At 38.5% G+C, this 14,644-nt stretch carries 10 protein-coding genes; 7 read left to right on the top strand and 3 right to left on the bottom strand.

Translation table 11 applies throughout. The features are described from left to right. Positions 1-111: 111 nt before the first annotated feature. On the bottom strand, positions 112-585 hold the full coding sequence (locus ESV24_RS15400; RefSeq protein ID WP_170227899.1) for a DUF6944 family repetitive protein: 474 nt from the start codon (positions 583-585) through the stop codon (positions 112-114). A gap of 90 nt (positions 586-675) precedes the next feature. Between ESV24_RS15400 and ESV24_RS14140 the strand changes: the two genes are divergently transcribed. The 7 genes from ESV24_RS14140 (at position 676) to azu (ending at position 10,527) form a co-directional block, all read left to right on the top strand. After that, the gene (locus tag ESV24_RS14140; protein ID WP_111817000.1) at positions 676-1,233 is read left to right on the top strand and encodes a sugar transferase; all 558 of its coding nucleotides are present in this window, start codon (positions 676-678) and stop codon (positions 1,231-1,233) included. A gap of 622 nt (positions 1,234-1,855) precedes the next feature. Further along, positions 1,856-2,992: a DegT/DnrJ/EryC1/StrS family aminotransferase gene (locus ESV24_RS14135; protein ID WP_111817001.1), complete on the top strand. Its 1,137-nt coding sequence runs from the start codon at positions 1,856-1,858 to the stop codon at positions 2,990-2,992. Between the two features lie 68 nt (positions 2,993-3,060). Then, positions 3,061-4,986 carry a polysaccharide biosynthesis protein gene (locus ESV24_RS14130; protein WP_111817002.1) on the top strand — a complete coding sequence of 642 codons (1,926 nt, stop codon included), beginning with the start codon at positions 3,061-3,063 and terminating at the stop codon, positions 4,984-4,986. A 245-nt stretch (positions 4,987-5,231) separates the two neighbouring features. Next, positions 5,232-6,017, top strand: coding sequence for a polysaccharide biosynthesis/export family protein (locus tag ESV24_RS14125; protein WP_111817031.1), 786 nt, complete (start codon positions 5,232-5,234; stop codon positions 6,015-6,017). A gap of 127 nt (positions 6,018-6,144) precedes the next feature. Next, the gene (locus ESV24_RS14120; RefSeq protein WP_111817003.1) at positions 6,145-8,526 is read left to right on the top strand and encodes a GumC family protein; all 2,382 of its coding nucleotides are present in this window, start codon (positions 6,145-6,147) and stop codon (positions 8,524-8,526) included. Positions 8,527-8,536: 10 nt separating this feature from the next. Further along, positions 8,537-9,874, top strand: a complete 1,338-nt coding sequence (locus tag ESV24_RS14115; RefSeq protein ID WP_160110635.1) for a capsule assembly Wzi family protein — start codon at positions 8,537-8,539, stop codon at positions 9,872-9,874. Between the two features lie 143 nt (positions 9,875-10,017). Then, positions 10,018-10,527, top strand: coding sequence for an azurin (gene azu / locus ESV24_RS14110; protein ID WP_111817005.1), 510 nt, complete (start codon positions 10,018-10,020; stop codon positions 10,525-10,527). A gap of 521 nt (positions 10,528-11,048) precedes the next feature. Here the strand turns inward: azu and lplA are convergent. Together lplA and ESV24_RS14100 are read right to left on the bottom strand one after the other, a co-directional pair. Continuing rightward, positions 11,049-12,053, bottom strand: coding sequence for a lipoate--protein ligase (lplA, locus tag ESV24_RS14105; RefSeq protein ID WP_111817032.1), 1,005 nt, complete (start codon positions 12,051-12,053; stop codon positions 11,049-11,051). Positions 12,054-12,287: 234 nt separating this feature from the next. Further along, positions 12,288-14,594 carry a TonB-dependent receptor family protein gene (locus ESV24_RS14100; RefSeq protein WP_111817006.1) on the bottom strand — a complete coding sequence of 769 codons (2,307 nt, stop codon included), beginning with the start codon at positions 14,592-14,594 and terminating at the stop codon, positions 12,288-12,290. Positions 14,595-14,644 lie beyond the last annotated feature (50 nt).

Below are 14,644 nucleotides of genomic sequence, written 5' to 3'. Positions count from 1 at the left end.
TGGTTTACCAGAACGAAGCTCATCACCCATTTGTTTAATGAGGGCTTCCATGTTCAAAGTAATTTCTGTATTTTTCATATGTCTAATTTATTAAATTATAAATTGACACACTTAATTGAATAGACTCCTCCCTAATTGAATAGACTCGACTCCTCCCTTGAACATTGCACATTGAACCTCCAACCTGCAACCAGTAACCAGTAACCAGTAACCAGTAACCCGCAACCAGTAACCTGTAACCTGTAACCTGCAACCTGTAACCTGTAACCTGTAACCTGTAACCTGCAACCTGTAACCTGTAACCCGCAACCCGCAACCAGTAACCAGTAACCTGCAACCTGTAACCTGCAACCTGTAACCTGCAACCTGTAACCAGTAACCTGTAACCTGCAACCTGCAACCTGCAACCAGTAACCTGTAACCTGTAACCTGCAACCTGCAACCTGCAACCTGCAACCTGTAACCTGTAACCTGTAACCTGCAACCTGCAACCTGCAACCAGTAACCTGTAACCTGTAACCTGTAACCTGTAACCTGCAACCTGCAACCTGCAACCTGCAACCTATCCCCAACTAAATATTTCACTACCTTAGCCGCAATAGCGCCAAAGAAATAGCAAATAATAATAGAAAATAGCAATAAAGAATAATAAAGAATAATAATAGAAAATAAATAATAATAAATCCAATCAAAAGAATCTTCGACATACTGTTTTCGGCTTTCCTCTTAATACTCATCGGTTGGTTGATTGTAGTATTAATTATTGTTGCGGCCATTGACACAGGGAAGGGGCTCTTCCTTCAAACCAGAATTGGTCAATATGGCAAGCCTTTTAAAATTTATAAAATACGTTCCATGAAAGTGCGCCGTGGCACCATTTCAGCCTATGGCAGTTTTCTTAGAAGTTCAAAACTGGACGAACTCCCACAATTGCTTAACATTCTTTTAGGGCAGATGAGTTTTGTGGGCCCACGGCCCGATGTGCCGGGTTATTACGATAGGCTGGAAGGAGAGTCACGAAAAATCCTTGAACTGAAACCTGGCCTATGCAGCGCCGCTGCCTTGAAATATTATAACGAAGAGATGCTATTGGTAAAACAAAAAGAACCCTTGAAATATAATGATGAGGTTATCTTTCCCGATAAGGTGCGGATGAATTTGCAGTATTATTATAATAGATCGTTTTTCGGGGATTTGAGGATTATTTTTGAGGTGGTTGTTTTTAGGTTGTAGGCTGTAGGCTGTAGGCTTTGCTGTGCGTTGTATGTGAATATGTGTCCCGATAGCTATCGGGATTGTGAATATGTGTCCCGATAGCGATCGGGATCGTTAATTCGGGTCCCGATAGCTATCGGGATCGGGATTCGTTAATTCGGGATTTGTTAATTCGGCATTCGGGAAATGGGGATGTTCGAAATATGAAAATTGGGAATTTTAGGTCACAATCTATGGTGACCGAGTGATTCCGATTATTCATTGGGATTGTATCGAGGCCAGCGCTTGCAATTCGGAATATTGAAAGTCACAATTAAAGGTGACCGAGTGATTCCGATTTTTCATCGAGATTTTATCGAGACCAGCGGCTGTTCTGTTCAGAAATAAATAATTTAAAGCGATAATATTATCAAATCCCACCTTCAAAACAGGGTTCTTTTAATATTAAATTATTCTTAAACATTATAAATCCATTTTTAATTTTCTAGCTTTGCGCCCTCCAAAAAATCCATAAATATTTGAGAATTTTGACAATACAAAGTTCTATGATATCGTTTACGAAATAATCCTATTTAATTGATATGCAATTGATTTTCGATTGAGATTTTAATTAAAAATTTTTTTTAAACAAACTGTGCTAATGAAAGAAAAAATTTACTTATCCTCCCCACATATGGGCGGAAGTGAACAGACTTACGTAAATGAGGCTTTTGAAACAAATTGGATAGCCCCATTAGGCCCCAACGTGGAGCAATTTGAAATTGCAATAGAAAACTATTTGGGTTCCAATAACCACGTTGCAGCGCTTAGTTCAGGCACGGCTGCGATCCATTTGGCGCTTATAATGCTAGGTGTGGAAAGAGATGATGAGGTAATATGCCAGAGCTTTACCTTTTCTGCTTCCGCAAATCCTATTATGTATCAAAGCGCAACCCCAATATTTGTGGATAGTGAGCCCGATACTTGGAATATATGTCCACATCATCTTGAGGAGGCTATAAAAGATAGAATTTCCAACGGCAAAAAACCAAAGGCCATAATTGCAGTGCATCTTTACGGAATGCCATATAAGGTTGATGAAGTTAGAAAGATTTCAGAAAAATATGAAATACCCGTAGTTGAGGATAGCGCCGAAGCTTTGGGCAGTAGTTATAAAGGACAAAAATGTGGGACTTTTGGCGACCTTTCAATCCTTTCCTTTAATGGTAATAAAATTATTACCACCTCTGGGGGCGGCGCTTTGGTTTCACGTAATTTAAAACACAAAGAAAAAGCAATATTCCTAGCCACCCAAGCTCGCGATGCGGCAGTACATTACCAACATTCTGAAATTGGATACAACTATAGGTTGAGTAATATTTCAGCTGGAATAGGGCGGGGGCAGATGGAAGTACTTGATAAGCACGTGGGTTTGAGAAGAGATATGAACCAATTTTATAAAGACATTTTTCAGAATACAGCAGGGGTTCAGGTATTTAATGAGCCAAATGCCGATTATTTTTCTAACCATTGGTTGTCGTGTATTCTTGTAGATAGAAAGACAAGCGGTTTCTCAAATGAAGATATACGCTTGGCCATGGCAGAGAATAATATAGAGTGCAGACCGTTATGGAAGCCAATGCACTTGCAGCCCGTTTTTAAAAATGCCCCTTATTATGGCGATAAAGTTTCCGAACAGCTGTTTGAAATTGGTTTGTGTTTACCCTCAGGTTCAAACCTCCAAAATGAAGAAAAGGTGAAGATTAACGATATTTTAATACACTTAATCGAGAAATAGTTTATATTTGTAGTCCTAAATCCTACGATACTGTGACTCATAAAATTTCTATTTTAGAACAAATAAGAATGCGTACTAAAACTATTTGCTTACTGAACCAACGCTATTTACCGCGCTGGGCAGTATTTATGATTGATATTCTTATATGCGTCGTTTCCTTTGGGATGGCGTATTTTATCTTGGATGGTACACCTTTAAAATTCCAAAAAGTTTGGCCTACCCCAGTTAGGGCTGCTTTTATTATTGGCGCCAACGTTTACTTCTTCTATATGCTTCGCACCTATGCGGGCATAGTTCGTCATTCCACTTTTACAGATGTGTTTAGGGTTGCTGCGGCTTCTTTTTTAACTGCACTTTCAGTGGTGATTTTCAATATGGCTTATTTCGCCGTGAGTGGAGAAAAAATCTTTCTAACCACTGGCATTCTTCTATATATGTTCTTTTCTTTTACATTGATGCTATTTTTTAGAATCGTGGTGAAAGAGTCTTATCAGTATTTAAGAAGAATGAACAACAGTAGTTTAAAAAAGCGTGTGGCGATAGTGGGAATGGATAACCAGACCATTAGTTTGGGAAGAGCGCTTACCACGGAATCTGACTTGTCTTTTCATTTAATCGGTTTTCTTACAGAAAATTCTTCTAATAAAAGCCTAAGTATAATGGGTAAACCTGTTTTTTCTTTGCCTATCAATAAAGATTCCCTTCAATTCGCCGAATTGATTAAGAAACACCAACTGGATGGTGTTTTGATGGTACGCGATTCACTTTCGGTTTCTGAAACAAACGAAATAGTAGAGGCTTGCTTGGCAAACAGTATTGAAGTTTTCAATGTGCCACTGGTGGAGAATTGGAACAAAAAAGAGGATATACAGACTCAGATAAAACATATAGAAATTGAGGATCTTTTGGATAGACGTCCTATTGAAATAGATACTGAAATTATTAAGGACGATTTAGAGCATAAAACCATTTTGGTAACTGGTGGGGCGGGCTCTATCGGTAGTGAGATAGTTAAGCAATTAGCGGTCTTTAACCCTAGCGAGATTGTTGTCTTGGACAATGCTGAAACTGCACTTTATGAAATGGAACTGTATTTAAATAGTGCGTTTCCCGATTTGAAATTTTCAACGGTCTTGGCAGATGTTCGTAATGTAGAACGCCTGGAGATGATATTCTCAACTTATAAGTTTGATATGGTATATCACGCTGCAGCCTATAAGCATGTGCCGATGATTGAAAAGAACCCGCATGAAGCTGTGGGTGTCAATATCTGCGGGACTGTTAATCTTGCAAATCTTTCCGTGCAGCACGGTATTGATAAATTTGTAATGATTTCAACAGATAAGGCCGTAAACCCAACCAACGTTATGGGCGCGTCCAAACGGGCGGCAGAGATGTATGTGCAATCCCTTCAGGAAAAAATAGGTACCCATCCAAGATTTATTACCACACGTTTCGGTAATGTTTTGGGTTCCAACGGATCGGTCATTCCTTACTTTAGAAAACAAATAGCTGCTGGAGGACCCGTGACAGTTACGCATAAAGAAATAATACGTTATTTTATGACCATTCCAGAAGCCTGTCAACTTGTACTGCAAGCTGGAACCATGGGAAAAGGTGGTGAGATCTTTATTTTTGATATGGGTAAGCCTGTGAAAATATTGGATATGGCCGAACGTATGATATTGCTGTCTGGCCTAAAACCCTATAAGGATATCGATATACAGATAATCGGTTTGCGCCCCGGCGAGAAACTTTATGAGGAATTGTTGAGCGACACCTCACAAACACTGCCCACGTATCACTCTAAAATTATGGTCTCTAAAGTTCACTCTGAAAATTTCAGCAGTGTAAGCGAGAAGATTCAAGCAATAGTTAATGCTACTTCAAAGAACAAAAAAATGGATGTTGTTATTAGACTTAAGGAACTGGTTCCTGAATATGTGAGTCAAAATTCCGAGTTCCAAATATTAGATGTTCACCATCAAAATTGAATTAAGAAAAAACAAACTTTTTAATATACTGAACCTTCGTACTTATATATGAAGGTTCTCTGTTTTTATAAAAGAGAATAAAGGGCTAACTTAGTTATCTTTTTAGAATAAAGGAGGGAATTATTTTTTTTGGGATTTCGGTCATCTTGAAGTGTTTTTATAGATGAAATGATAATTTTCTCGGTTATATGCTACTTCCTTTAAGTAAGCTGATTAGAAAAGATTATATTTGCAAAAAAAAATTGATGAGACGTTTTTTTACTAAAGTATTTATCTTGTTTTTACTTGGGAGCATAGGTGTTTCCTGTGTTTCTTCAGAAAAAATAGTTTACTTTCAGGATTTATCCGAAGGTCAGATGCTTTTGGACACTATTCAAAAAAGTTCAAAAATCCAGTCTGACGATCTTCTAAGTATCGTGGTATCGGCCTACGATTTAAATGCTGTGCGTCCGTTCAATCTTATTAGTGAGACACGACCAACAATAGAGGCAACTGGCGTTTCCTATAATACTAGCAATCAGCAGCAAGCCTATCTTACCGCACAGGATGGCACCATAGATTTTCCGGTATTGGGAAGGATTAAGGTAGCGGGACTAACTAGGACGGAGCTTAGTGAAATGTTGAGCCAGCGTATTTCAGAATATGTAAAAGATCCCATCGTTACCGTACGTATTGTAAATTTTAAGGTGAGTTTATTGGGAGAGGTTAACAGGCCCGGAACCTATAATTTTGAAGGAGAACGCCTTACGCTGCCTGCCGCACTCGGCCTGGCGGGAGATTTAACCCTTTATGGGCGAAGGGATAATGTTTTGGTAATCAGGGACGATGGCAAGATCAAAAACTTTAAGTATCTCGATCTTAGAAGTGCTGATGTACTGAACAGTGACTATTATTATCTGCAGCAGAACGACGTGGTATATGTGGAACCAAACACCGCACAGGTACAGAGCAGTAGTTTTAACAGGAATACCGCTATCTACGTTAGTGTTGCCTCCTTACTTCTTTCGGCTATGGCCATTATTTTTAGATAGGTTAAAATCGGAAGATTGCACAACATTACTAAAACATTTATATTTTATTATTTATCGCATTATCGCGAAAAATTAGAGGGTTATATTTTAAGAGCGAAACCCATTAGATTGTCCAAGAAATTAAATTATGAACGATAGCCTTAATAACCAAGAAGCTGACGAACTTTCCTTAAGGGAATTAATAGAGCAATACTCCCGATATTGGTACCTTTTTGTAATAGGAGTGATTATAGCTCTAGCAATTGCCTTTATTTATTTGCGCTACACCCCACAACTCTACCAGAGTAAGGCAACTATTATTATTAAAGACGAAAAGACCCAAAGTCCGCTAGAAATGGCTGCCTTTTCGCAATTTGGTAGCTTTCTGTCGCGTTTTAAGAGTAACCAGATTGATAATGAGTTGGCTATCTTCAATTCTAAAAGATTAATTTCAGAAACTGTCAAGGAACTTCAGCTTAATATCAAGTATGAAGTAATGGGCAATATAAAGACTTCCGAAATTTATGGCTCCAAACCTTTTGAGGTAAAGTTTCAATCGTTTAATGATAGTCTTTCACGAGAAAAAGTACCAACTTTATATATCGAAATCTTATCAGATTCCGAGTTTATCATTGAGGACGAAACTAGAAGCAGTAAAGCCACCTATAAGTTTGGGGAAAGTATCTCGCTAATTTTTGGGGATATAACGGTACTGCCAAATTTGGACTATGCGGAGCGATTTGAATCGTATATAAACAAAACGATTATTGTAAGTTATAAATCTGTTGAAGATGTAGCGCTGAGTTTTCAGGACAGGGTCAACATTCTAAATGCGGATGCTAAAAGCAATGTGGTAGAGCTTTCCATACAGACCCAAAATAAGGAAAAAGGAGAAGATTTTTTAAATGAACTTGTGCATCAGTACAATAAGGATGCGGTACAGGATAGAAATGAGATTGCCAAAAAAACTTCAGCCTTTATTGAATCCCGCCTTCAGATTATAACGCGCGAGCTGGATTCTGTAGAAACGAATAAGGAAGATTTTAAAAGCACCAATCGCTTGACAGACATACAGGCGGAAGCGCAGATAACGCTGGAAAATGCAAGTGAGTTCAATAAAAGGCAGTTGGATGTTTCCACCCAAATGGAATTGAGCAGCACTATGATAGATTATATGAAGAATAGCTCTGATAGTGAGCTGCTGCCTTCAAATATTGGTATTTCCAATGAAAATGTGGGAAGTGCGGTAAACAATTATAACGAACTTATTTTATACCGAAACAAACTACTGCAAACATCCACTCCCAAAAACCCGGTGGTTAAGAGTGTAAATGAGCAGATTACACAAATGCGGGGCAATATTCTGGGAAGTTTGGAAAACTCAAAAAATGCCTTGAAGATTGCAATGAAGGATTTGAATATCCAAGAAAACATTATCAGTTCAAAAATATCACAAGTTCCCGCAAAAGAAAAGATTTTTAGAGGTATAGAACGTCAGCAATCTATCAAGGAGAAGTTATATCTTTTCTTGCTACAACAGCGCGAGGAGGCATCTATAGCTTTGGCTGCAACCTCAGACAGGGCAAAAATTGTTGATAGTGCTTACGGTTCCCAAGAGCCAGTTTCCCCTAAAAAACCGCTTATTTATTTAGGTGCATTGCTCGCGGGGCTTTTAATTCCTTTCGGTGGGATTTATGGTTTCCATTTGCTCAGTACAAAAGTGAATAGTAGAAAAGATGTTGAAAAGCACATCAAAACTATTCCTATAATTGGTGAGATACCCAAAGTGCTCAAGGGAGATTCAGACCTTATACAGCACAATGATAGAAGCATCATGGCAGAAGCCTATAGGATATTGAGAACCAATCTGCAATATTTATTTATCAATAAGCTGGAAGAGAGCGAGAAAGGTAAAACCCTAATTGTTACCTCCACCATTAAGGGAGAGGGAAAAACATTTGTAGCATTCAATTTGGCCTTAACCTTGGCACTCACTGGTAAAAAGGTAGTGCTGGTGGGAGCCGATATTCGTAATCCGCAATTGCAACGTTATTTGCCAGAGCATTTAAAAACTAATAAAGGGCTTACGGAGTACATTGTCCATAGCGATATGAAGGTGGAAGATATAATCTCCCAAAGTGAGTACAATGAAAACTTGAGTATTGTTCTATCCGGGGCCATTCCGCCAAATCCCGCGGAATTGTTAATGCAAAAACGAACCACCACGTTTATTGATGAACTTAGAAATAATTTTGACTATATCATTATGGACACAGCACCATCTATGCTAGTTACAGATACTATTTTGATAAATAAACTGGCAGATATTACACTTTATGTAGTTCGTGCCGGCTACACAGACAAGCGTTTACTGGATTTTCCTCAAGATGCTATTAAAGATGGCCGTTTAAGCAATGTAGCTATTGTGCTGAACAATGTGAAGCTCAACAATTTCGGCTACGGAAATAAATATGGTTACGCATATTCTCAAGAAGAACGTTCTTTTCTACAGAGAGTTTTCAATAGATAAATTCCGTTTTATGAAAGCGTCCGTAATAGTTGTCTTTTTAATACCCTTACAGTTTTTTTCACAGGAGTTCGAAATTGGCGGTACTGTTGAATCAAAAACAATTCTGGCAACGAAAGATGAAAATCCTTTTTGGTTTCACACGAACACCAATAATTCCTTAGGGGAACTAAGTAATCTTTCCGCAACGGCAGAATTGAAATCAAACCTCTCCTTTTCATCGTTTAAGTTAAACGCTGGCGTAGCTATATATGGAAGGGATGGAGTTGAAGATGCTATTCAAAGAAGGGATTTATATATTCAATTCGAAAATTCTTGGTTGCTGGCTACTATTGGAGCAAAGAAGCAAACCGAGGTTCTGGACGGTCTTTCGTCTACCAATCAAAACTTTTTGTGGTCTGGGAATGCAAGACCTCTGCCAGGATTACTTTTGGAGGCAAACAATCCCATTAAAATTTCGAAAGCCTTTGCTCTAGATTGGGGAATAGCTCATTATGAAATGAATGATGATCGTTTTGTGGACGGAACACACTTGCATTATAAAAGGCTAGCGTTAATAACTAGATTTAATGAAAACAATAAGCTTACTGCAAAAATACAGCATTATGCACAGTGGGGTGGCACTTCGCCTGTCTATGGCAATCTGAAAGATGGTGCTAAAGATTTTGTTAATATGTTTTTTGCACATACTACATCTGAAGTCGAAATTGATAACGAAATACTAAACAAACTGGGAAATCATTTGGGCACCTATTTTCTTGAATATAAAACTAAAAACAAGCTAGGTGAATTTTCCATTTATCTCGAACATCCTTTCGAAGATGGCTCTGGCAGTGGTTTGAAGAACTTTCCTGACGGTGTATATGGGATTCACTTTAAGCCCATTAACCAAAGTATTATTTCATCTATACTTTATGAATATATAACTACTACAGATCAGAGTGGTTTATCGGGCGGTAGTGGAAGAGATAGTTACTTTTCAAATGGTATATATAGAAGTGGCTGGACTTACGAAGAAAACATAATTGGCGCTCCCTTCATTCTTTTTGATAAGAATGTGGAGATTGATGGAGGGAATACAGCATTTATAAGTAATCGTTCAGAAGTGCATAATATTGGGGTTGCAGGAGGCTTAAACAAATTTCAATGGAAGCTGAAAAGCACCTATGCTAAATATTTGGGAACTTACAGTAGACCATTTACACCTGAATGGAAATCTTGGTATAATTTCGGATCACTTTCCTATAAAACCACAAAAATTGGGATATTTACCATTATTTGCGGTGCAGATTTCTCAAATATTTCCCAAACGATCTTGGGTGGGGGATTAGCATATTCTTATTCATTCTAAATTTTTATTTCCAGGGCTTACTTATATCAGGATTCAAACGTTAGAAATTTCCCAATTTTCGTGAATGCTTACTATTTAGTTTTGTTACTGAAACAATAGCTATTAAATTTGTACATAATAATAATTAACCTTAAAAAAGTGCTATGAAAAAGTTGATATTAATTTTTGTTGCTGTTTTAGCAATTAGCTGTGGCGACAGTAAAAAAGAAGACGCAAACGAAATAAAGATCGGAACCCAAGTGGAAGAAACTACTCCGGCTGAAGTTACAGATGGCGCCGTGGCCAATGTAACCATAGAGGGTAACGACCAAATGAAGTTCAATAAGACCGAGATCCGAGTTAAAGCTGGTCAGAAAGTGAAACTTACATTGAATCATGTTGGAAAGATGGACGTAACAGTTATGGGCCATAACTGGGCATTACTTACGCAGGATGCCGATATGGCCGCTGTCGGTCAAGCCTCTGCCGTTGCTAAGGATACGGACTACATTCCTAGCGATATGGCAGATAAGATAATTGTACATACCAAAATGCTAGGTGGTGGTGAATCTGATACTATAGAATTTGATGCTCCAGCGCCAGGAACTTATGTATTTATGTGTACTTTCCCAGGGCATTATGCATTGATGCAAGGGAAGTTTATTGTAGAGTAGTTCGAACTACGAGTTACGAAATACGAGCGACGAGCGATCAATTAAAGAAAAGCTGCAATTTTTATTGTGGCTTTTTTTATTGCTTTTTTCTGAATAGAAAACCCAGCGGAAGCCATATAAAAAGAAACAAGAATTTACCAGTTACTATACCAATAATTGTGATTAGTGCGGCAGCTATTATTAATAGTATTTTATAACTGTCTTTCATTATTACTTCGTAAATCTATTAGTACCCTTTTTCATCAAAGGAGAAAACCTCTTGAAATGGGTACCTCATCCCATTTTTGACTGAGTGAATCTGAATAAGTGGCAGCAGCTTGAAAATAGTATCGCGACCCCGATTAACAAATTAACAAATCCTACAATTCTCATGCGTTCGTTCCCTGTCGCTCGCATCTCGTCCTTCGTCGCCCATACCTCGTCGCTCGTATTTCGGAGCTCGCACTTCTAGCACTTCGTATTTCACTCCGAATCCCAAATCCCCCTAATCCCGATTCCGATAGCTATCGGGAAACGAATCCCTAATCCCCATCATCCCCATAAATCAATTCAATAAACTCCACTTTCGGAATATCCCCGAAATACTCCTTCACCTCAATATCCTTCAGCAATTCTGAAATAGCTTCTTTTTCATATCGAGCGCCTTCCATAAGCATTTCTAGTTTTTCCACCGGCTCCTTTCCGAAGAAGTCCCCGAATATTTTGAATTCTTTAATATGTCCTTTTTCAACAAAAATACGCAGGTCTATTTCGCCAACCGCAAAACGCTTGCTTCGCTGAATATTGAACTTTGGCGAACGGCCGTAGTTCCAGTCCCAAGTGTCGTATTTTTCTTCTTTCAATTCGTGAACAGCTTTCCATTCTTCGGGCGTTAAATGATAGCTTTCAAAAGGCTCACTTTCGTCGTATAAACCTTCCAATAAGAGTTGACGGAATTCTTCAATTTTCAATGGTTCTTTTAAAAATTCAGAAATATTGGCCACGCGGCTGCGTACAGATTTATGTCCTTTGGATTCTATCTTGCTCATTTTTACGTTCAGTGCGTTTACTACTTCGCCCAAGTCTGTATTGAACAGCAGCGTGCCGTGGCTTACCATTCTTTTTCCTGTGGAAAACTGTGCCGTGCCCGAGATTTTCTTTTCGTCCACTTGTATATCGTTACGGCCTTTTAGTTCAGCGTTAAGGCCTAAACTGTTCAAGACCTTTATTACGGGAGCCGTAAACTTTTTGAAATTGTTCAAGCTTTTTACATCGTGATTGGTAATAAAACTGAAATTGAGATTGCCAAAATCATGATAGACGGCGCCACCACCTGAAACTCTCCGCACCACGTGAATGTTATTATCTTCTACGTATTGAAGATTTATTTCTTCCAAAGTGTTTTGGTTGCGACCAATAATGATGGAGGGTTCGTTTATATAGAACAATAAATAATCACTTTCAGGACTAAAATTTCGCAAGGCATATTCTTCTAAAGCGAGGTTGAGTTTTGGATTGGTAATGCCTTCGTTTTCTATGAAAATCATTTTTTGCTTATTTGAATTGTAAAGATAAGAGTTATTGTAGCGAAAAGGGAAAATGGGAAGTTGGAAGTTGGAAGTTGGAAGTTTGAAATTTGGGAAATAGGAAGTTGAAACCCGCAACCTGCAACCTGCAACCTGCAGCCTGAAACCTGCAACCTGCAACCAGAAGCTGGAAGCTAGAGGCTAGAAGTTAGAAGCTAGAAGTTAGAGGCTAGACCATATTTATTAACCTACCGCTTACAGCCTAAAGCCAATCTTAACCCCCCCAAACCAATTCCTCGGCCTTCCCGGATAATAATATCGAGGTTCGGAATTGCCGAAACCGGTGGCGTTTATCAAGACTGAGGCTGCATATTTTTCATCTGTAAAATTGTTGATTCCTGCGTTTATCTCCAAAGAAAGTTGCTTGGAAAGTTCTTTTTTATAGGAAGCTTTCGCATTGAAAACTGTGTATTTTTCTGAATAGAGTGCATTGGAATCGTTCAAGGGAATTTCGCCTATGTGAAGAAAATTGGTGATCAGACTCAAATTTTTAAATCCGAAGTTAATTCCACCGTTCACTTTTTTTTGGGGAACTCCCGTGAGCTGGTTTCCTGAAAAATCAGTATTACCATCCATAAAATCAATGAATTTGTGATCGGTGATTTCGGCATTCAGGTAGGGAGAAACATATATAAATTTATTTATAGACTGATTGTATGAAATGCTCATTTCTAAGCCTTTGTGTTCTGTTTTCCCAGCATTTCTGCCAATATATTGATCATCGCCCTCGCGCTCTGCTACCAACAAATCGTCAATATCCAAAAGATAGGCGTTCACTTGAAAATGCAGTTTTCTTTTGAAGAGGAAAAACTCGCTGCCCACTTCATAATTAAAACCTTTTTCTGGGCCCAGCTCGGGATTTATGACACCTTCGGGGGTTAAAGTTTCCTCTATGGAAGGATAATTAAAGCCGCGGCTAAAATTTAAATAGGAACTTAGATTTTCGGTGAATTGGTACAAAAGGTTAACATTGGGTGCAAAAATTGGGTCGAAGTCGCGATCCGCACTTTTATCTGCTTCACCTTGATTGAATTCATCATTGAAACTGTAATTGGTTTTATTGAAATTCAAACCAAATTGGCCTTTAAACTTTTCAGTAAATGGTATTGTCACGGTGGCAAATGCGTTTAAATTATTCCTTTTTTCAATATTGTCGCTTAGCAAATCGCCTTCCAGACTGCCGTTGCCGTTGTTTTCTTTATACAGATTTGCGATGGTTTCCCAGTTGTATTCGTCTTTATAAAATTCGCCTCCAAAACTGAGATTCGCTTTATTGTTCAGAAATATAAAATCTTTGGCAAAAACCGTCCGTGCGCCATAACCATTTGTAAACTCGTCTAGAATGTTGAAAGGTCGCGGTTCGTAATGATCCAAATACGTGTAAAAAATACTGCTCGTGTTACTGAACTTTTCAGAAAAGCGATGGGTAAAGCTAAGCCCCACCAGCGTCTGTTTGTTATCCTCAAAACCCTGCGCTGCTTTCCAAGTGAAGGCCGCTTGTGATGGGTCTTCCTCAAAAGCAGTTTTGCCAATGGAACTAGGAATTTGCGCTAAGTAATCCACGTAATTCACCAAAAGTGACAACTCATTTTTGAAGTTGAATTTATATGTTGAATTGAGCAGCAATGTTTTTCTGTTATAATCGCTGTTTTCCCGAAAGCCTTCAGTTTCCAAGTGATCATAATTGAGATTCAGGGATAACTTTTCAGTGGAAGTTGCTGCAGAAACGGAGTTTTTTATCAGTCCGAAGGAGCCAATCGTTAAATTACTTTTCAAAAATGACTCTCCAACAGCGGCCTGTTTTGAATTAAGAAGCAGTGTCCCGCCTAGATTGGTTCCATATTGCGTGGCTTTAGGACCTTTTATAATCTCTAAAGATTGGAGGTCCTCGGGATCAAAAATGTCTATTGCCGTTTCGCCGATTCCATTCGTTATCGGAATTCCGTTGAAATAGGCGCGAATTTTATTGGTACCGTATAGTGTTCGTGAACCCACGCCGCGGATTGTGATTCTATTCGTATTAATGGCGCCACTTTGAATAAAAACACCGGGCGTTTCATTGATGGCTGAAACGAGATCAATCGGACTATACTGATCAAATTTTTCTGCGGTTATTTTTTCGGTGGGAATAATTATAATAGTTGCCGAGCCTGCTGAAGTATCCTTTTGATTGGTGGAGGAAACAATTATCTCATCCAGATTTTCAGATTTTAAAAGTGGAGATAATTGAAAGGTTGAATTGTTCTGTTTCATTTCAACTTCGCTTATAAAATAATCGGGATGCACCAGCCTCAAGTTGATTGGAAGTTTTAGAGCTTCGGAAAGAGCAAAAATACCTTGTGTATCTGTTTCAGCAACCTTTTCAGAATTGAAAAAAATCGAAACATTGGGAATTGGCAGATTCTTTTCAGAATAAACAACCCCCTTATTTTGCGCCCAAGCATTATTAAAAAAGGTGGTTAAAAATACAACCGCCAATGTTTTTTGATGAAGGAATTTCATTTTTTTTAATTTATAGGAGTAAGCGAAAAGCGACGAGCGAAGAACTACGA

The organism is Aequorivita lipolytica (assembly GCF_007997135.1).
Taxonomy (GTDB): domain Bacteria; phylum Bacteroidota; class Bacteroidia; order Flavobacteriales; family Flavobacteriaceae; genus Aequorivita; species Aequorivita lipolytica.
This window is presented reverse-complemented; position numbering and strand designations above follow the sequence as displayed.